This window comes from Corynebacterium neomassiliense (genome assembly GCF_900626215.1).
Classification (GTDB): Bacteria; Actinomycetota; Actinomycetes; order Mycobacteriales; family Mycobacteriaceae; genus Corynebacterium; species Corynebacterium neomassiliense.
Genome location: NZ_LR131106.1, coordinates 953143 through 971017 on the forward strand (window position 1 = coordinate 953143; position 17875 = coordinate 971017).

Here is a 17875-nt window from a genome sequence, read left to right on the forward strand (position 1 = left end):
ATGCGGTACCGGCAGGGGAATGACGGGGCATGTCCGCGCGTTACAACTGTCGTGAACATCGACATCTGGTCCGACGTGGCCTGCCCCTGGTGCTACATCGGTAAGCGGCGCTTCGACCGCGCCCTGGCATCATTCCCGCACCGTGACGACATCACTGTGACGTGGCATTCCTATCAGCTTGACCCGACCCTGCCCGCGCATGACCCGCGCTCGGAGGCGGAGTATCTTTCAGCGGTGAAAGGTATGCCCGTCGACCGGGTCCGTGAGATGTTCGGGCATGTCAGCACGCAGGCGGCCGGTGAAGGACTGCACTATGACTTCGACACGCTGGTCGTCGCCAACTCCATGCGCGCCCACCAGCTGATCCAGCTCGCCAGAGAGACCGACGAGAAGAACTCAGTGAAGGGCACAGAAGAGGGCCCAGAAGAGGGCCCAGAAGAGGGCACGGAGAAGGACGCCCGGAGCAGGGAGGCCTCCACCGTCGAGCGACTGGAGGAGGCGCTCTTCGCAGCGCATTTCGAGCAGGGGAAGAACATCGGCGACACCGGTACCCTGGTCGCACTGGCGGTGGAGTCCGGGCTCGATGAGGATGAGGTACGTCAGGAGCTGGAGTCCGGGTCCCGGATTCCTGCGGTACAGGCCGATGTGTCCCGGGCGGCGTCCCTCGGGCTGAACTCCGTGCCCACTTTCGTCCTCGACATGAAGTACGCGGTGCCCGGCGCCCAGCCTACCGAGGTCTTCACCAGGGCCCTGGAGCAGGCCTGGGAGGAGTCCCACCCGCAGAAGCCGTCGTTCGTCAGCGTCAACGGCGCCGGTGACGCGGAAGCCTGCGGCCCGTCCGGCTGCTGACGGGGCTGCTCGGGTACCGGCGGACACCCCTCCGGTACCGGAACCTCACCGTCCTGTTCCTCACCGACCGGTGGGGAGCAGGACGGTCCGTCGTCAGGATCCACGGGAGCCCAGGGGCGGAAGGTGCGGCGCAGAGAGTGCGTGACGGTCCCTTTTCTGTCTCATTCAGTAGTCCGCGCTCAGTGGCCTGTACTCTCCTCCGACGGCCGGCCGGGGTTGTCACGACAGTCTTCACCGGGGTCACACCGGTGTCGACACATTCTCCGAGGGCGAGGTGAGGATCTCCGCACCGTCTGCGGTGATCAGGACGGTGTGCTCACAGTGCGCGGTACGACATCCTGTCGCACTCCGGAGGGTCCAGCCGTCCGGGTCGGTGATGAGCCGGTCGGTGTCGACCATCGCCCAGGGTTCCAGGGCGAGCATGAGTCCGGGCCGGAGCCGGTATCCCCGACCGGGGCGACCTGCATTGGCCACGTGCGGGTCCTGGTGCATCGTCGTGCCGATACCGTGCCCTCCGAACTCGAGGTTGACCGGGTATCCCGCAGCGGTCAGCACGCTGCCGATTTCATGGGACAGGTCCCCGATCCTGGCGCCGGGTCGGGCCGCCGCCACCGCTGCCGCGAGAGCACGACCGGTGGTGTCGATCAGTCGCCGGTCCTCCGCGGTTCCGGAACCGCCGACGATGAAGCTGACCGCGGCGTCCGCGCTGACGCCGTCGAGGGTGAGGGCAAGGTCCAGGGAGAGAAGGTCTCCCTCGGCGAGCCGGTACGGGTGGGGCATGCCGTGGAGCACCGCGTCATTCACGGACGTGCAGATCCAGTGGCCGAAAGGACCGCGTCCGAATGAGGGCGCGTAGTCGACGTAGCAGGATTCCGCGCCGGCGGCGAGGATCATCTCGCGGGCCCACCGGTCGATCTCCAGCAGGTCGGTGCCCGGCCGGGTCCGGTCCCGGACGGTGTGCAGGATGTCGCCGACGAGCGTGCCAGCCACACGGGCACGCTCGATCTGGGAAGTACTGAGAATCTCAATCATTACGATAACTATACCGTCCATATTATACCGGTGCTAGAGTCGGGGCATGGTCCGACTCCCGCTGACCCCCGAAGAGATCGAACGTGGACGACGGCTCGGCGCACTCTTACGTGAGGCCCGGGGCGACCGATCCATCCTCGACGTCGCCCTCAGAGCGCAGGTCTCCCCGGAGACCCTGCGCAAGATCGAGACCGGACGGATCGCCACCCCCGCCTTCCCCACCATCGCAGCCGTATCCGATGAACTCGGCATATCCCCCGACGCCCTCTGGCACGCGGTGAACCCGGCCCCCGCCGACACCGTGACCGGGCCCGCCAGAGCCAGCTGAACCGGAACGACCGTAGTCTCACGACAGGCCCGGTTCACCCACCCCGCACGTTCTCACGGCCGGTGCAGCAGCTCCGTCACCGGGTCCCAGAGTTCCGGACGCGTCCCGTCCGCCGGGAGAGTGTCCGGGACATCAGGCCCCGGACCGGAACTACCCCCCGATCCCCCACCCGACCTCCCGGCGGATCTCCCACCCGACCCGCGACCGGTGACCAGGTCGGCATAGGCCGCATCGTAGGCCGGCGGAGGCTGCACCCGGGGCGTCCTGACCCTGGACCGTGCCGCTTTCCCCACAACCCGGGAAAGCTCCCTCTGCGCGTCCGCGCGCAACCACGCCGGCCCGTCGGCCGCCCGCTCCAGATCCTCCACGGCTCGCCGCGGGTCACAGACATGGTCGGCGACGACCAGTCCGCGAACAAAGTGAATGATGCCCCTGTCCCCCGGACGTCGGATCCACAGGTGCAGGGCCATGTCGCAGCAGTGCACCGCCGTCTTCGGCCGGCGGTGCAGAAGAGCAGAACACGCGTCCATGAGCCAGGCCTCCGGAAGGACGGCGCCTCCGTCACCGCGCCAGCTCATCGCCGCCCTGTAGAGGCCGTGCCAGTCCCCGTCCTCCAGGAGCACCCCACACCTTTCCCGCCACCACGATTCCGGCCGGTGGCTGGCCCGGGAAGAAACCATGGTCCAGATCCTACGGCAGGCCGCACCACCGGGCCCCGGACCCCGGCCGGCCTGTACCACCGACACTCCCGGCACCTGCGACACCGTCTTCACCGGGAGGAGAGTCAGTCCGGCGCCAGGGGGCCGATCACGTCAAAGGTGGCCACCAGAAAGTCCCGGTTACGGTCACACGTCCGCAACGACAGGTCAACGGCGCCACCGAACAACGGTTTTCCTGCACCGAGCAGTACCGGCGCGATCGAAACCTGGACCTCGTCAAGCATCCCGGCGGAGGCGAAGGACGCCGCCAGATCACCGCCACCCGTGATCCACACGTCCCGGTCCCCGGCCGCTTTCCCGATCAGTTCCCGGAACTCCGAGGGATCGCCGGAAAGGAACTCCACCAGCCCGTTCACAGGCTTCAGCGAACGATGCGTGAAGACGAATGTCGGAATCTGCGGCAACCAGTGCGGCTCATGGTCGAGTACCCACAGGTAGGTGGTCGCACCCATCACCTGAGCGCCGACCTCTTCCATGAATGCACCGGCATTCCCGGGACCGGTCTCGTCGATGTCTTTCGTGAACAGCCACTCCAGGGAATCATTCTCATCAGCCAGAAAGCCGTCCAGGGTGGTGGCGGTGTAGAAACGGTAGCGGGTGACGACGGTCAAGTCGGCCTCCAGTGTCTCGTCGTCTCGTCGGTGCCCCGGAATCCTATCGGTACCCCGGACGGTACATACGTGTCCGCGTTGTTCCGCGCCCGCAGACTCCAGTACACCATGCACAGATACCACCCGCCCGGCGAACCTGAGCTGTGGGCACGGAACGGAGCCGGGGCCGGGCAGGGCCAGCTGGTCACCCCTCAACGTTGCAGGAATGTCGGGCGTGGCACGTGGGGTGTGCGTGACCGGGATTGCCGGCGGACACTTGTCCGAGCGGAGGTGTCGTGGTCACACGGACCGCAATGTTTGCGGTCACTGTGTACGGTCTCGCATTCCGCGTCGGTTGTGACCGTTCTCAGTCAACGGTCGACGCAGGTGACGTACTGACTATGCCGGATCCGATAAGTGTCTTTGCCGACCAACGATCTGATCACGCGATCAGCACACAACGGAAACCCTCATAAACGCTAGACGTTGAACCGGAACTCCACCACGTCCCCGTCCTGCATCACATAGTCCTTGCCCTCCTGGCGCACCTTGCCGTGGTTGCGTGCTTCGGCAACAGAGCCGTACCGGTCGAGGTCCTCGAAGCTGACGATCTCAGCCTTGATGAATCCACGCTCGAAATCGGAGTGGATCACACCGGCCGCCTGCGGGGCGGTCGCACCCTGGGGAATAGTCCAGGCCCTGGTCTCTTTCGGACCGGCCGTCAGGTAGGTCTGCAGCCCCAGAGTCTCGAACCCCGCCTTCGCGAGGGTCTCCAGGCCCGGTTCATCCTGACCGACCGAGGCGAGCAGTTCAGCTGCCTCGTCTTCCTCGAGCTCCAGAAGCTCCGCCTCGGTCGCGGCGTCCAGGAACACAGCCTCAGCCGGTGCCACCAGGTCACGAAGTTCCTGTTTCTTCGCCTCGTCGGTGAGCACCCCCTCATCGGAGTTGAAGACGTAGAGGAAAGGCTTGGCGGACATGAGGTGCAGATCGTGGACCGGAGCCAGGTCGATCTCACCCTTCTTCGCCGCAGACGACAGGGTGCGTCCGTCCTCCAGGATCTTCTGCGCCGCTTCAGCCACGGCGGCTTCCTCTGCCTTGTCCTTGTCTTTCCTGCCTTCCTTCTGCAGCCGTGGCAGGGCCTTCTCGATGGTCTGCAGGTCGGCAAGGATCAGTTCGGTCTCTATGACGGCGATGTCCGCCTCCGGGTCGACCCTCCCGTCAACGTGGATGACGTTGTCGTCGGAGAATGCCCGCACCACCTCGCAGACGGCGTCCGCTTCGCGGATGTTGGCGAGGAAGGCGTTGCCCATCCCCTCCCCCTCGGAAGCCCCTTTGACGATCCCGGCGATGTCGACGAAAGTGACGGTCGCCGGCAGAATCCGCTCGGAACCGTAGATCTCCGCCAACCGCTTCAGCCGTGGATCGGGAAGCTCCACCATCCCCTCGTTGGGCTCGATGGTGGCGAAGGGGTAGTTCGCCGCGAGCACGTCATTGCGGGTCAGGGCGTTGAACAGGGTGGATTTGCCGACATTGGGCAGACCGACGATACCGAGAGTAAGAGACACGGCGTCCATCCTATCCGGTGGGGCGGACACATCCGTCCTCCGGTGTGCCGACCGGCTGACAGGCCCTGCCGGTATCAGGCACAATGGTCCGGGTGAGCAGCGAACAGAGTGACAACCCGAATTCTGACGGCGAACGGACACCCGACCGTCGCTCCCCGCGTGACACCCCCCAGGGCCGTGACTTCGCGGACTTCCTCATGGGTTCGGCACCCCTGCCCACGGAGTCCGCGGCGCCGCTTCCCGGCGAGCAGGAGAGTCTCCTGGAACAGCCGGCGGACACCGACGGTGTGCCGGACACTCGGATTCTTCCCGACATCCCCGAGGTGACCACCGAGGACGCCAACGGCAACGGTATCCCCGACAACGAGGAGGAGATCCGCGACCGGGCCGAGGTCATCGGCACGTCGATGCGCTGGTTCTCCGGATGGTGTCTGCGTTTCCTCGTCATCGCCGCCGCCGCGACCGTGTTGTGGATCGGTTCTGCCAAACTGTGGGCCGGCATCCTGCCCATCATCCTGTCGATCATCGTGTGCACCGTGCTGTGGCCGGTGGTGAACACCCTGCGCCGCTGGCGTTTCCCCAACGCCCTCGCCGTACTGACGTCGCTGCTGGTGTTCTTCAGCGTCATCGCCGGGGTCATCGCCGCGATCGCCCCGAGCGTCGTCGACCAGACCGGTGCGCTCGTCGACAAGGGCACGGAGGGGGTGGAGAAGATCCAGAACTGGGTGGCGGGCCCCCCGCTCAACCTCCAGAACGACCAGATCGACAATGCGATCGACCAGGCCACCAGCTGGCTGCAGAACCGCACCGACCAGATCACCCAGACAGCGGTCGCGGGTGTGTCCGCTGTGACGTCAGCGGTCGTCACCCTTGTGGTGGTGCTGGTGCTGACGTTCTTCTTCCTCAAGGACGGGGAGAAGTTCCTGCCCATGGTCCGCCGGGTGACCGGCCGTCGTGTGGGATGGCACATCACCGAGGCCCTGACCCGCTGCTGGAACACGCTCGGAGGCTTCATCCGCACCCAGGCCCTGGTCAGCTTCATCGACGCCTTCTTCATCGGCCTGGGACTGCTGATCCTCGGCGTCCCCCTGGCCGGCCCGCTCGCGATCATCACCTTCTTCGGCGGGTTCATCCCGATCGTCGGTGCCTTCAGCGCCGGTGCCCTGTCGGTGCTTGTCGCCCTGGTCGGCAAGGACTTCACCACAGCGTTGATCGTGCTGCTCATCGTCATCGCCGTCCAGCAGCTGGAGGGCAATGTCCTGTCTCCGCTGCTGCAGTCCCGTGCCATGAACCTGCACCCGGTCGTGGTTCTCCTCTCGGTGACTGTCGGTGGTGGCCTGTGGGGCATCATCGGCGCGTTCCTCGCAGTGCCCGTGGCTGCGATGATCGCGGAGATCCTGCGGTACATCGGGGATCTCACGGATCTGTCGACGGGAGAGAAGACCGCCGAGGAGATACATTTCGCCACCGAGTCCGGGGAGAAGGGGGCCGAGCGCAACGTGGACGCCGCCAGACGCTGGCGGGAATGGCGTGACAGCCGGAAGAAGGTCTCCGCCGGGAAGCCCGGGAGGGGCTCCGAGACAGACACGGGAGCAGACACGGGGGCGGAGAACGACACGGAGGACGACCCACGCTAACGGTCGGGGGACACCACGTCACCGGGTGCCGCGGGCCGACGGCACGCACGTGGCCTGCGCGCGGCGTCCACACGGTCCTGTACCATGACTGCCCGTGACCACTGACGCCAACGTCCCGGAAGACATTCCCATGAACCGGTGGGGTTTCATACCGCCCTGGGCACCTCTGCTCGTCATGGTGGCTGTCGTGTTCACCGGCGTGGTTCTCGGCGAAGCAGGTACGGTTTTCGTCGCCCTGTTCTTCTTCTCCTGCGTCGTGTGCACCGCCCTCGTCGAACTGAGGGGACTGTTCCTCACCGTCGTGGCGGTCCCGTTCTACTGGTTCGCCGGCACGGGCCTTGTCGGCTTCTTCACCAACCGCGCGGCATTCTCGGGTTCAGGTCGCAAGACCGCGGTCATCACGGCCCTCTACCCCGCTGTCGAAAACTACCTGTGGCTGGTCGCCACCTTCTTCGTCAGTCTCGTCGTCGCGGTGGTCCGCCAGCGTCTGGACGCCGCAGCGCGGGAGAGGGCCCGCCGGCTCGCAAGGGATCGCCGGCGCCGCGCCGCCCAGGCTGACATGGACAACCGCAGGGTGGTCTCACGGGTCAGGGACATCGAGCGCTCCGCCCCCGGGTCCCGCGAGGAGTCCGGCGGGACCGGTGACGGGATGCGGATGCCAGGGGTTCAGCCGGCATCTAAGTCGGTCTCGAGTCCCCGGCATCTGGCGTCCGAGGAGGTGCCGGGTACCCCCGGCGTCCACGGTTCGCCCGACTTCCCCGGTGCCACCGGCGGAGCCAGGATCCGGACTGCCGAGGAGCTCAGGGCCGCCAGTGAGCGCAGGAGGTCCCGTTCCTCCGCACCCGTCGATCCGGACCGTCCGCTGGATCTGGACTGATCCGGCCTGACTCCGTTCCTGCACTGCCTCTACAATCGCGGTTATGTCAGATTCCTCCGGACAGTCCGGACCCACCAGCCCGGACTCTCCGTGGCCTGTCCACACGGTCAACGAGAAGGTCAAGGGCTGGATCGAGAGGCTGGGCCATCTGTGGGTGGAGGGACAGATCACCCAGCTGAACATGAAGCCGTCGTGGAAACTGTCCTACATCACCCTGCGGGACGTCTCAGTCGAACAGTCCGTTCCGTTGACCTGTTCCACCGCGATGCTCCGCAGTCTTCCGGTGCCGGTGAAGAACGGCGACCGGGTTGTCGTCTACGGGAAGCCGGCCTACTACACCGGGCGCGGGTCCTTCTCCCTGTGGGTCTCGCGGATCCGCCCGGTCGGGGTCGGCGAGATGCTCGCCCGGATCGAGGAACTCAAACGTGCCCTGGCCGCCGAAGGTCTCTTCGATCCCAGGCTGAAGCGTCCCCTGCCGTTCCTGCCGAACAGGATCGGCCTCGTGACCGGCCGGGAGTCGGCCGCCGAACGGGACGTGCTCTCCGTCGCCCGTGACCGGTGGCCTGCCGTCCAGTTCGAGGTGGTGAACACAGCGGTCCAGGGGGCCCAGGCGGTTCCGGAGATTCTCGCGGCGCTGAAGAGGCTCGAGGCGGATCCACGGGTGGACGTCATCATCATCGCCCGCGGCGGGGGATCGGTCGAGGATCTGCTGCCGTTCTCGGAGGAGGCTCTCGCCCGGGCGGTCAGCTCGATGACCACTCCCGTAGTCTCCGCCATCGGGCATGAGCCGGACAACCCGGTGCTCGACAACGTCGCCGACCTGCGGGCGGCCACCCCCACCGACGCCGCCAAGCGGGTGGTCCCGGATGTTGCGGCTGAGCTGGCGCTGGTCGCCGAACTGCGCGACCGTGCCGCCGGTGCGCTGCGGTCCTGGGTCGCCAACGAAAAGAGAGGGCTTGCATCGGTGAGGTCCCGTCCCGTGCTCGCCGACCCGATGCTGCCGATCACCCGGGCCAGGCAGACGGTCGAGGAGGCCCGGTCACGCAATGACAGGGCACTGGAAGTCCTCGTCCGCACCGCCCGTCACCAGGTGGAGTCGCTGAGGGCCCGGGTCAATGCACTGGGCCCCTCACAGACTCTGCGACGGGGCTACGCGGTGGTGCAGGTGATCCCCCGGGACCACACTCCCCCGCAGGTGGTCACGAGTGTCAGCGAGGTGGAGCCGGGTTCACAGCTGCGCATCCGCGTCCTCGACGGTTCGGTCACGGCGGCGGCGATGGGCGTGGAGAAGGCACCCGCCCACGGGCGGGAGGCGGATCCTGCGGACCACCCTGCAGACAGCCCCGCGACGGATCCTGAGGCCCCGTCCACCTCGGCGTCACCGACGACACCATCAGACCAGACCGGCGACGCCACCCCGGCAGAGCCCGCACACGGAAACGGAGAATACGATGAGTGACCAGACCGCCCGGCAGACATTCCGCCCGCTCGAGGAACTCAGCTACGAGGAAGCCCGCGACGAGCTCGTCGAGGTCGTCAAGATCCTGGAACTCGGTCAGATGAGCCTGGACGAGTCACTGCACTACTGGGAACGTGGAGAATCTCTGGCCGCCTACTGTGAGCGCTACCTCGACGGCGCATCGAAGCGGGTGGAGGACGCCCTGGCGAAGCGAGGACAGGAACAGTAGTCCGGCACCGCCCGCAGAGCCGTGGGAGGGTACTCCCCGACCACGCGCCGGTACCGTTCCCGGCGTCCGGCCGCTCCTGCCGGTCCGCACGGCCCGGAACGACCCTCAGGACTCCGGATCCGCCGACGCCGTGGACGGCGACGCACTCCCGGGAACGCCCGGCGTAGCTGACGCTGCAGCGGGCTCCAACGGCTGCGCCTTCGTCGCCGCTTCCGCCATGGTCCGGTACTCGTCTGTCGTGGCCGTCCCCGAGACCAGTAGCCGGACGTCTCCGAGGTCGGCGGCCCAGATTTTCTTCACGTCGTCACCGGTCCAGATCTGCCAGGTGACGTCGCGTCCCGTCGACGAGGACGCTGCGGGAACGACGAAGGTGTCCGTGATCTCACGGTGCTCCCCGTCTTCGTCGTTGACGGCGTCCTCCAGACCGGTCACGGTCTGGGTGAGTGACAGGTAGGCTTCGCCGTCGATCACCCATCCGGCCTCGGAGGAGGGCTGGTTGTCGACCATGGTGCGGCGGCCGGAGTTCGGTTCCCAGTTCTCCGGCAGCTCCGGAAGTCGGACAGGTATGTCCAGTCCCCTGGCGTCGGTCCCGAGGATCGTGGCGATGTCGACCTTCTGTACCGCTCCGGATCGTTCCGCAGGTCCCGGGTTGAAACTGCACAGACCGGTGAAACCCACGGAGAAGAACATCACCACCAGCAGGACGCCCAGCGAGATGACAAGGTCGCGGGTGCTGGTGAACAGGCGGGGTTTCTCGATCTTCACGGCGTCGATTATGTCACGGTGGTGCCCGGATCCCCTCCCCCGGACCTGACCCCCTCCTCCCGGATCATTCCGGACGTGGAACAATGGAGGTGTTGTCCAGTACGCCAGTTCCACTGGTTCTCGCTCATCAACGCACACATCAAGAAAGTTGGTAGCCATGACGGCTCAGCCCACTGTCCCCGTAGAAATTCCTCTCAAGGCACCTGACCGCAACCTCGCAATGGAGCTCGTCCGGGTCACCGAGGCGGCCGCGCTCGCCTCCGGCAAGTGGGTGGGCCGGGGCATGAAGAACGAGGGTGACGGCGCCGCGGTGGACGCGATGCGGTCGATGATCAACACAGTGCAGATGGACGGCGTGGTCGTCATCGGCGAGGGCGAGAAGGACGAGGCGCCCATGCTCTTCAACGGCGAGCACGTCGGGACCGGCGAAGGTGCCGCCGTCGACATCGCAGTCGACCCGGTCGACGGCACCACCCTGATGTCCCAGGGCCGCCCCAACGCGATCTCGGTCCTCGCCGCCGCCGAGCGTGGCGCCATGTACGATCCCTCGGCCGTCTTCTACATGAAGAAGATCGCCACCGGCCCGGAGGCGGCCGGCGTCATCGACATCACCGCCCCGGTCGAGTTCAACGTCAGGGCCGTGGCGAAGGCCAAGGGCGTCGATCCGACGGATGTGACCGTCGTGGTCCTGGACCGTCCCCGTCACGATGAGCTGATCGCCGAGATCCGGGCCGCGGGCGCGAAGGTCCGGCTCATCGGTGACGGTGATGTCGCCGGTGCCGTGCACGCGGCCATGGAGACCAGTTCGGTCGACCTGATGATGGGTACCGGCGGCACCCCGGAGGGCATCATCACCGCCTGTGCAATGAAGTGCATGGGTGGCGAGATCCAGGGCATCCTCGCCCCCAAGGACGACGCCGAACGCCGCAAGGCCCTCGATGCCGGACTCGAACTCGACACTGTGCTGACCACCGCTGATCTGGTGCGTTCGGACAACTGCTACTTCGTCGCCACCGGCGTGACCAACGGTGACCTGCTGCACGGTGTGACCTACCGGAAGACCGGTGCCACGACCACGTCGCTGGTCATGCGTTCGCGCTCCGGCACGATCCGTCGTATCGAGGCAGTCCACCAGCTGCAGAAGCTGCAGGACTACTCCGTCCAGGACTACATCTAGCCGCATCTCCGGTCACCTGACCGGTCCGGCGGCCGGTGACGTCACCCGGGACCTGTCCGGGAAGGGTGACCTCACCCCTGTTGCGGGGGTGGCTGCTGCACCCGCGGTCGTCGTGGGACACAATGGTCCCCGTCACATCATCGAGTAAAGGACATGACAGGACACATGAGCGAGCAGGAATACCGTATCGAGCACGACACGATGGGTGAGGTCAAGGTCCCCGTCAACGCCCTGTGGCGTGCACAGACACAGCGTGCCGTCGAGAACTTCCCGATCTCCGGGCGTCCCCTGGAGTCCGCCCAGATCCGCGCGATGGGCCTGCTGAAGGCCGCCTGTGCGCAGGTCAACAAGGAGTCCGGTGCCCTGGACGCCACCAAGGCTGACGCCATCATCGCCGCGGCGAAGGACATCGCCGCCGGCCTCTACGACGACGAGTTCCCCATCGACGTCTTCCAGACCGGTTCCGGAACCTCCTCGAACATGAACACCAACGAGGTCATCGCCTCGCTGGCCAAGCGCAACGGCGTCGAGATCCACCCCAACGACGACGTCAACATGGGCCAGTCCTCCAATGACACCTTCCCCACCGCCACCCATGTCGCGGCGACCGAGGCGGCCGTCACCGACCTCATTCCGGCGCTGACCCGGCTCAGGGAGTCCCTCTCGACGAAGGCCTCGGAGTGGGAGACGATCGTCAAGTCCGGCCGCACCCACCTCATGGACGCCGTTCCCGTCACCCTCGGCCAGGAGTTCGGCGGCTACGCCCGACAGATCGAGCTGGGTATCCAGCGTATCGAGGCGACCCTGCCCCGCCTGGGAGAGCTGGCCATCGGCGGCACCGCCACCGGTACCGGTCTGAACACCTCCGCTGATTTCGGCGCGAAGGTCACCGAGGAGCTCAAGAAGCTCACCGGTGTCGAGCAGCTGCGCGAAGCGGAGAACCACTTCGAGGCACAGGCTGCCCGGGACGCACTGGTGGAGTTCTCCGGTGCCATGCGGACCGTCGCAGTCTCCCTGAACAAGATCGCCAATGACATCCGTCTGATGGGCTCGGGTCCGTTGACGGGCCTCGCCGAGATCCACCTCCCCGACCTTCAGCCGGGTTCCTCGATCATGCCCGGCAAGGTCAACCCGGTCCTGTGCGAGACCGCGACCCAGGTTGCCGCGCAGGTCATCGGCAATGACGCCGCTGTCGCCTTCGGCGGGGCGAGCGGGCAGTTCGAGCTGAACGTCTACATCCCGATGATGGCCCGCAATGTGCTGGAGTCCAGCCGACTACTGTCGAACACGGCGCGCGTCTTCGCCGAGCGTCTCGTCGACGGTATCGAGCCGGCCGTGGAGCGCATGCGCACCCTGGCCGAGTCATCACCGTCGATCGTGACCCCGCTGAACTCCGCGATCGGTTACGAAGCGGCCGCGAAGGTCGCGAAGACCGCGCTGAAGGAAGGTAAGACGATCCGTCAGACGGTCATCGACCTCGGTTTCGTCCCGGACAAGCTGTCCGAGGAGGAGCTCGACAGGCGTCTTGACGTGCTCGCCATGGCGAACACCGACCGCGACTAGTCCCGGCCCGTACCTGTCACCTCACCCGGCACCGCTCCCCTGCGGTGCCGGGTTTCGTTACTGTGGGATCCACCACAGCCCCGCGTGCCCTCAGATCCTCACGGAAGGTGATTCCTTTGTCCACTTCATCCGGTTCCAGGCTCCTCGTCATCGGTGTAGGCGGCCTGGGCAGGTGCATGGTCAATGAGGCGCTCGAGCGCGGACAAGATGTCTCGGTGCTTGTACGGGACCGGTCGCGGCTGGAGGAGCAGGTGGGTTCCGGCACGGTGGCGAAGCTGGCCGAGGTCACCGTCGGTGACGCCACCGACCCGGTCGTCCTCGACTCCGCACTGGTCGGCATCGATGTCGTCCTGTCCGGCCGGGGCGCCGACCCCTCGGTCGCGCGCGAACTGGCCGCAGCGGTGGTCCGCCATCCGGTCCGGAAGATCTGCTGGCCCGCCGGATCCACCAATGTCCTGGCCGAGGACGGCGAGACCCCCAACTACCGGGAGCTCCTCCCGACGTGGCCGGTCGCCGAACAGGTGTACCGCACCCACCAGGAGTGTATCGACCTGCTTGAGGAGTCCGGGGTGACCTGCGTGTTCTTCTGCCCCGGAAAGATGGGGTCGGCCGGTCACAGGAGTCCCGGGGTCGCGCAGACTGTCCGGGTGAACAGGGACGCCGGTCGTTTCGTCTCCTACGAGGACGCCGCCTGGGTGATGCTCGAGGCCGCGCTCACCGACCGCTACGACAATCTCAGGGTCAGCGCATCCACACCCGGGTCTGACCGGTCACCGCGGCAGTGACGGGTGGACCCGGGTGCAGCGGTCACGGCAGGTTGCTCCGCCTGTACGGTGAGACGCATGACGATCACCGCAGCTGCTGACGGATCCGCCCTCGGTAACCCTGGTCCGGCGGGGTGGGCCTGGTACATAGACGACCGCACCTGGCATGCGGGGGGCTGGCCGCGCGGGACCAACAACATGGGGGAGCTGATGGCGGTCCTCGACCTGCTGGAGTCCACGGCGTCCGACCCCCGTACCGCGGACGAGGAGCTGCTGGTCCTGTGTGATTCGCAGTACGTCATCAACTCGGTGACGAAGTGGATGCCGGGGTGGAAACGACGGGGCTGGAAGAAACGTGACGGGCGTCCTGTGCTCAATGTGGAGCTCATGCAGGCGATCGACGCCGCGCTCAAGGGCAGGCGGGTCCGGTTCGAGTGGGTCAAGGGTCACGCGGGTCATCCGTTGAATGAGGCTGCTGACCGCCGGGCGAACGCCGCGGCCACGGCGTTCCGGGACGGCGTGGTTCCCGACGAGGGACCCGGCCTGGGGGGCTACCCGACGCCGGGTGCACGGTCAGCGGGGAAGGCGCGCCCGGTACGGTCGGCGGGGCCGACGGAGTCGGCCGGGTCCCCTGTCCCGCGGTCGGACAGCCGGGGGCCTCAGGAGAGGGAGCGGGAGGACGCCCCGGATCCGACGACCGTCGCGGTCCAAGAGCTCGCACTGCTGTCCGATGTCGTCAGGTCCGACCCGGATCTGGCGGAACAGCTTCTCTCTCCTGATCTCGGCTGGACCGACTCCTCCGGAAAGGTCCTGGACCGGGAGGCTTTCCTCGGGTCACTGGCACCTCTGGCGGGGTTCGATGCGGTCGATGACCTGTGTGAGGCAGATATCGTCGCCACCCCACTCAGTCAGAATGTGATTCTCACCACATACGAGACCGATGGTCCACGCGGGCGCGCCCGGTGTTCCTCCGTCTGGGTCAACGACGGTGAACGGTGGACACTGCGACATCACCAGGCAACTCCCGTTCTCGAGTAGGCGACTCCTCTACCAGTTACCGACAGTCACCACAAGGCTCCCCACCCGGATGCGGGGAGCAGTCCCCGACTTTTGCATTGCGTGCAAGAATGCACCGGGTGTAGAACTACGTCTCGTGACTGACAGAGACAACGACTGCCCGGGGCTGCGCGAGCGTAAGCGCCGGGAGACACGGCTGCGCATCGAGGACTGCGGCACAGAGCTCATCCTCGAGCGTGGTTTTGACCAGGTCACACTGGAGGAGATCTGCGACAGAGCCGGTGTAAGCCGCCGCACCTTCTTCAACTACTTCGACTCCAAGGACCAGGTCGCCTCCGGCACCGGACTACCCGCACTGCGTCCGGAAGACCTGAAGTCCTTCGCCACCGCCGATTCAGGGAATGTCGTCCGGGACATCCTGAGGTTTCTCGGCGAACGTATCGACAGTGACCCGGACACGTCCCTGACTCTCTCCCCTGACCGGGAGACGAGCCTGCGCATCAAAGCCAGGAGAAGGATCATCATCTCCCGGACCCCCCATCTCATGTTGGCGGGAATGCGCAGATTCGACGAACTCGCCGGAGCGGTCCTCGAGGCGATTACGGCCAATCTCACCGAGTTCCCGGAACGACGCCGTGCCCCGCACCTGGATGCACACGAGGAGGCGACTCTCCTCACCGCATTCATCCGCCAGTGCCTCATCACCGCTCCACTGATCCACCGGAACGAGGAGAGTTCCCGCACGGAGAGTCTGCACCGCGCGGGACGGGACCTCATCCAGCTGGCCGCGGCCTACGCCGACGGCTGGGACTGACAGGCCGGGCACCGGAATGCCCGGAAGTTACACGAGAAGAGAAGACAGGCATCCTCATATGACAGAAACCGCAACCGGCCGGGTGGCCCACCAGACGCCACCTGCCGCCGCCACGCCCCGGAACAACATTCCGCTGGTGTTCAGCGCACTCATGCTGGGCATGCTGCTGGTCTCGCTGGGCCAGACCATTTTCTCCACCGCCCTGCCGACTGTCGTCGGCGAGCTCGGCGGCACCGACCAGATGAGCTGGGTGATCACGGCGTTCCTGCTGGCCCAGACCATCGGTCTCCCGATCTACGGGAAACTGGGCGACCAGATCGGGCGCAAGCCACTTTTCCTGTTCGCCCTGTCGACATACATGGTCGGCTCCTTCGTCGGGGCCCTGGCCCCGAACATCTGGGTGATCATCGTCGCCCGTGCGATCCAGGGAGTCGGTGGCGGCGGCATGATGGTCCTTTCCCAGGCCATCATCGCCGACGTCGTCCCCGCCCGACAGCGGGGCAAGTACATGGGCGCGATGGGTGCGGTGTTCGGACTGTCCTCCGTTCTCGGCCCCCTTCTCGGCGGACTCTTCACTGACGGCCCCGGGTGGCGTTGGGCCCTGTGGTTCAACATCCCGGTCGCACTCGTCGCCATCGCGATCTCCGTCTTCGCGCTCCACGTGCCCCGTCGTGGTGGCGGAGCGAAGCTCGACATCTGGGGCACCCTGTTCATGGCGGGATTCTCCACCTGCCTCATCCTCTTCATCACCTGGGGCGGCAAAGACCACCCGTGGGGCTCGCCGACGATCATCGGACTCATTGTCGCGACCGTCATCTGCGCGGTGCTCTTCGTCGTCGCGGAGAACAGGGCCGTCGCACCCCTCATCCCCCTGGAGCTGTTCCGCAGCCGGAACTTCGTGCTGTGCACCATGGCAGGTCTCATCATCGGCGTGGTGATGCTCGGAACGCTGGCCTACATGCCGACGTACATCCAGATGGTCCACGGGATGTCGCCGACCAGGGCCGGTCTGATGATGATCCCGATGATCGCCGGTCTGCTGCCGACGTCCATCATCGTGGGCTTCATCGTCAGCAACACCGGCCGGTACAAGTGGTACCCCGTGGTCGGTCTGTTCATCACCGCCGCCGGGCTGTTCCTCCTCGGCAACCTGGAGACCCATGACGGGCTCGTCCACCTCGGGCTGACCCTGTTCGTCTTCGGACTGGGTCTCGGATTCGCCATGCAGATCCTGGTGCTGATGGTGCAGAACTCCTTCCCAGTGTCCATGGTGGGCACCGCCACGGCCTCCAACAACTTCTTCCGTCAGATCGGGATGTCCATCGGTTCAGCGGTGGTGGGTTCGGTGTTCACCTCACGGCTGCAGGACGATCTCGGAGAGCGGGTCCCCGGTGCCCTCGCCTCTCTCGGAGACAGGGCCGGCGAGTTCACCGCGATGTTCTCCGGCGGTTCCCACAGTCTGACCCCGGAACTCGTCAAGCATCTCCCCGGCGCCCTGCATGAGGCGGTGATCACCAGTTACAACGACGCCCTGGTCCCGATCTTCACCGTCCTGATCCCCTTCGCGGTGATCGCGGGAGTGATCCTCGTCTTCACCCGTGAGGAGAAGCTCAAGGAGACCATCGAGTAGTGCCGGACTGACCCGACACCTGCCACCGACCACCGCACCAGGGACAGCGACGGGGACGCCGGGAACCGGGACGGATCCCGGCCCGGTTCCGGCGGGAAGGGTGGAGACACATGAACCGGGCGGGCAGGCAACAGTGGTTGCCTGCCCGCCCGGTTCTCCTGTCACTGTCGGATTCTGTCTGGCCGGAGCCACATTGAAAGGGCCGCTCGACCGTGCCGTGGGGCCGTTCGGGGTCCGGGAGCGTACGCCCCCGCGGTCAGCTGGCTGTGGTCCCGGCGTCCCCGGCGTCCCCGGCGTCCTCCGTGTCCCCGGCCCCGATGACCCGCTCACGGTACTCCGGGTGTGCCGGACCGCCTTCCAGCACCTTCTCGAAGCTGACGATGTCCCGCCAGCGTCCCTTCATCGGCCCGTAGTTCATGCGGGCCATCGTGTGGGCGGTCCCGATCTCCTGGAAACCGCGTGACCGGTGAAGCTTCATCGACCCCTCGTTCTCCGGGAAGACCACGGAGTGGATGGACCAGCAGCCGGCCTCCGTCGACTTGTCGATGAGATGGTCCAGCAGGGCACCTGCGACTCCCCTGCCGGTGGCCCGGGGTGACACGTAGATCGAATCCTCGACAACACCGCTGAACACGGTCCGGTGTGAGTACCAGGAGCCGGTGACCCAGCCGAGGATCTCACCGTCTTCATCTGCGACGAACATGAGGTTGGGTCGGCGGTGAGCTGTGAAATCCTCCCAACTCACGGTCTCTCCCTCATAGGTCGCGTGGCCGGTGTCCATCCCGGCCTGCTGGATGGCAGCAACCTGGGGGTAGTCGTCCTCCCGCATGGGGCGGATGGTGAAAGTCATGGAGCTGATT

At 66.3% G+C, this 17875-nt stretch carries 18 protein-coding genes; 12 read left to right on the forward strand and 6 right to left on the reverse strand.

Annotated elements, in window-relative coordinates; translation table 11 throughout:
* The first annotated feature begins 51 nt into the window (after nucleotides 1-51).
* Nucleotides 52-849: a DsbA family oxidoreductase gene (locus E0E18_RS04150; RefSeq protein ID WP_130839402.1), complete on the forward strand. Its 798-nt coding sequence runs from the start codon at nucleotides 52-54 to the stop codon at nucleotides 847-849.
* 240 nt (nucleotides 850-1089) lie between these two features.
* Here the strand turns inward: E0E18_RS04150 and map are convergent, their stop codons facing one another.
* On the reverse strand, nucleotides 1090-1881 hold the full coding sequence (gene map, locus E0E18_RS04155) for a type I methionyl aminopeptidase (RefSeq protein ID WP_130839403.1): 792 nt from the start codon (nucleotides 1879-1881) through the stop codon (nucleotides 1090-1092).
* 46 nt (nucleotides 1882-1927) lie between these two features.
* Between map and E0E18_RS04160 the strand changes: the two genes are divergently transcribed.
* Nucleotides 1928-2209: a helix-turn-helix domain-containing protein gene (locus tag E0E18_RS04160; protein ID WP_130839404.1), complete on the forward strand. Its 282-nt coding sequence runs from the start codon at nucleotides 1928-1930 to the stop codon at nucleotides 2207-2209.
* Nucleotides 2210-2262: 53 nt separating this feature from the next.
* On the opposite strand, the gene E0E18_RS04165 is transcribed toward E0E18_RS04160, so the two are convergent.
* The 3 genes from E0E18_RS04165 to ychF all read right to left on the reverse strand — a co-directional run bounded on the left by E0E18_RS04165 (nucleotide 2263) and on the right by ychF (nucleotide 5083).
* Nucleotides 2263-2889 carry a hypothetical protein gene (locus E0E18_RS04165; protein WP_130839405.1) on the reverse strand — a complete coding sequence of 209 codons (627 nt, stop codon included), beginning with the start codon at nucleotides 2887-2889 and terminating at the stop codon, nucleotides 2263-2265.
* 104 nt (nucleotides 2890-2993) lie between these two features.
* Nucleotides 2994-3539, reverse strand: a complete 546-nt coding sequence (locus E0E18_RS04170; protein ID WP_130839406.1) for a dihydrofolate reductase family protein — start codon at nucleotides 3537-3539, stop codon at nucleotides 2994-2996.
* A gap of 458 nt (nucleotides 3540-3997) precedes the next feature.
* On the reverse strand, nucleotides 3998-5083 hold the full coding sequence (gene ychF, locus E0E18_RS04175) for a redox-regulated ATPase YchF (protein WP_130839407.1): 1086 nt from the start codon (nucleotides 5081-5083) through the stop codon (nucleotides 3998-4000).
* Between the two features lie 83 nt (nucleotides 5084-5166).
* Between ychF and E0E18_RS04180 the strand changes: the two genes are divergently transcribed.
* The 4 genes from E0E18_RS04180 (at nucleotide 5167) to E0E18_RS04195 (ending at nucleotide 9285) form a co-directional block, all read left to right on the forward strand.
* Nucleotides 5167-6720: an AI-2E family transporter gene (locus E0E18_RS04180; protein ID WP_130839408.1), complete on the forward strand. Its 1554-nt coding sequence runs from the start codon at nucleotides 5167-5169 to the stop codon at nucleotides 6718-6720.
* A 94-nt stretch (nucleotides 6721-6814) separates the two neighbouring features.
* The gene (locus E0E18_RS04185; RefSeq protein WP_237559624.1) at nucleotides 6815-7597 is read left to right on the forward strand and encodes a DUF6542 domain-containing protein; all 783 of its coding nucleotides are present in this window, start codon (nucleotides 6815-6817) and stop codon (nucleotides 7595-7597) included.
* A 43-nt stretch (nucleotides 7598-7640) separates the two neighbouring features.
* A complete protein-coding gene (xseA, locus tag E0E18_RS04190; protein WP_078057028.1) occupies nucleotides 7641-9056 on the forward strand; it encodes an exodeoxyribonuclease VII large subunit in 1416 nt (471 codons plus the stop codon).
* Complete coding sequence (locus tag E0E18_RS04195) at nucleotides 9049-9285, forward strand: exodeoxyribonuclease VII small subunit (protein WP_066583273.1); 237 nt, start codon at nucleotides 9049-9051, stop codon at nucleotides 9283-9285. The genes xseA and E0E18_RS04195 overlap by 8 nt, the downstream gene beginning before the upstream one ends.
* 105 nt (nucleotides 9286-9390) lie before the next feature.
* Here E0E18_RS04195 and E0E18_RS04200 read toward each other — a convergent pair whose 3' ends face one another.
* Nucleotides 9391-10050: a DUF4245 domain-containing protein gene (locus E0E18_RS04200; RefSeq protein WP_237559625.1), complete on the reverse strand. Its 660-nt coding sequence runs from the start codon at nucleotides 10048-10050 to the stop codon at nucleotides 9391-9393.
* A 157-nt stretch (nucleotides 10051-10207) separates the two neighbouring features.
* Between E0E18_RS04200 and glpX the strand changes: the two genes are divergently transcribed.
* From glpX to E0E18_RS04230, 6 genes are all read left to right on the forward strand, one after another.
* On the forward strand, nucleotides 10208-11227 hold the full coding sequence (gene glpX, locus E0E18_RS04205; RefSeq protein WP_066583276.1) for a class II fructose-bisphosphatase: 1020 nt from the start codon (nucleotides 10208-10210) through the stop codon (nucleotides 11225-11227).
* A gap of 165 nt (nucleotides 11228-11392) precedes the next feature.
* On the forward strand, nucleotides 11393-12790 hold the full coding sequence (locus E0E18_RS04210) for a class II fumarate hydratase (protein ID WP_066583281.1): 1398 nt from the start codon (nucleotides 11393-11395) through the stop codon (nucleotides 12788-12790).
* A gap of 116 nt (nucleotides 12791-12906) precedes the next feature.
* Nucleotides 12907-13575, forward strand: coding sequence for an NAD(P)H-binding protein (locus tag E0E18_RS04215; protein ID WP_130839409.1), 669 nt, complete (start codon nucleotides 12907-12909; stop codon nucleotides 13573-13575).
* A gap of 57 nt (nucleotides 13576-13632) precedes the next feature.
* Complete coding sequence (locus E0E18_RS04220) at nucleotides 13633-14592, forward strand: ribonuclease HI family protein (RefSeq protein ID WP_130839410.1); 960 nt, start codon at nucleotides 13633-13635, stop codon at nucleotides 14590-14592.
* 115 nt (nucleotides 14593-14707) lie between these two features.
* Entirely contained in the window at nucleotides 14708-15385 is a 678-nt protein-coding gene (locus tag E0E18_RS04225; RefSeq protein ID WP_066583294.1) for a TetR/AcrR family transcriptional regulator, read from the forward strand.
* Between the two features lie 58 nt (nucleotides 15386-15443).
* The gene (locus E0E18_RS04230) at nucleotides 15444-17015 is read left to right on the forward strand and encodes an MDR family MFS transporter (RefSeq protein ID WP_110481207.1); all 1572 of its coding nucleotides are present in this window, start codon (nucleotides 15444-15446) and stop codon (nucleotides 17013-17015) included.
* Between the two features lie 256 nt (nucleotides 17016-17271).
* Here E0E18_RS04230 and E0E18_RS04235 read toward each other — a convergent pair whose 3' ends face one another.
* Nucleotides 17272-17865, reverse strand: a complete 594-nt coding sequence (locus tag E0E18_RS04235) for a GNAT family N-acetyltransferase (RefSeq protein WP_066583303.1) — start codon at nucleotides 17863-17865, stop codon at nucleotides 17272-17274.
* Nucleotides 17866-17875: the final 10 nt, after the last annotated feature.

Excerpts from the sequence above, each read along its gene's own strand:
- E0E18_RS04195 (WP_066583273.1), top strand. The coding sequence starts at position 9,049 with ATGAGTGACCAGACCGCCCGGCAGACATTCCGCCCGCTCGAGGAACTC.
- E0E18_RS04160 (WP_130839404.1), top strand. The coding sequence starts at position 1,928 with ATGGTCCGACTCCCGCTGACCCCCGAAGAGATCGAACGTGGACGACGG.
- glpX (WP_066583276.1), top strand. The coding sequence starts at position 10,208 with ATGACGGCTCAGCCCACTGTCCCCGTAGAAATTCCTCTCAAGGCACCT.
- E0E18_RS04220 (WP_130839410.1), top strand. The coding sequence starts at position 13,633 with ATGACGATCACCGCAGCTGCTGACGGATCCGCCCTCGGTAACCCTGGT.
- xseA (WP_078057028.1), top strand. The coding sequence starts at position 7,641 with ATGTCAGATTCCTCCGGACAGTCCGGACCCACCAGCCCGGACTCTCCG.
- E0E18_RS04165 (WP_130839405.1), bottom strand. The coding sequence starts at position 2,889 with ATGGTTTCTTCCCGGGCCAGCCACCGGCCGGAATCGTGGTGGCGGGAA.
- E0E18_RS04210 (WP_066583281.1), top strand. The coding sequence starts at position 11,393 with ATGAGCGAGCAGGAATACCGTATCGAGCACGACACGATGGGTGAGGTC.
- E0E18_RS04180 (WP_130839408.1), top strand. The coding sequence starts at position 5,167 with ATGGTCCGGGTGAGCAGCGAACAGAGTGACAACCCGAATTCTGACGGC.
- map (WP_130839403.1), bottom strand. The coding sequence starts at position 1,881 with ATGATTGAGATTCTCAGTACTTCCCAGATCGAGCGTGCCCGTGTGGCT.
- E0E18_RS04230 (WP_110481207.1), top strand. The coding sequence starts at position 15,444 with ATGACAGAAACCGCAACCGGCCGGGTGGCCCACCAGACGCCACCTGCC.
- E0E18_RS04235 (WP_066583303.1), bottom strand. The coding sequence starts at position 17,865 with ATGACTTTCACCATCCGCCCCATGCGGGAGGACGACTACCCCCAGGTT.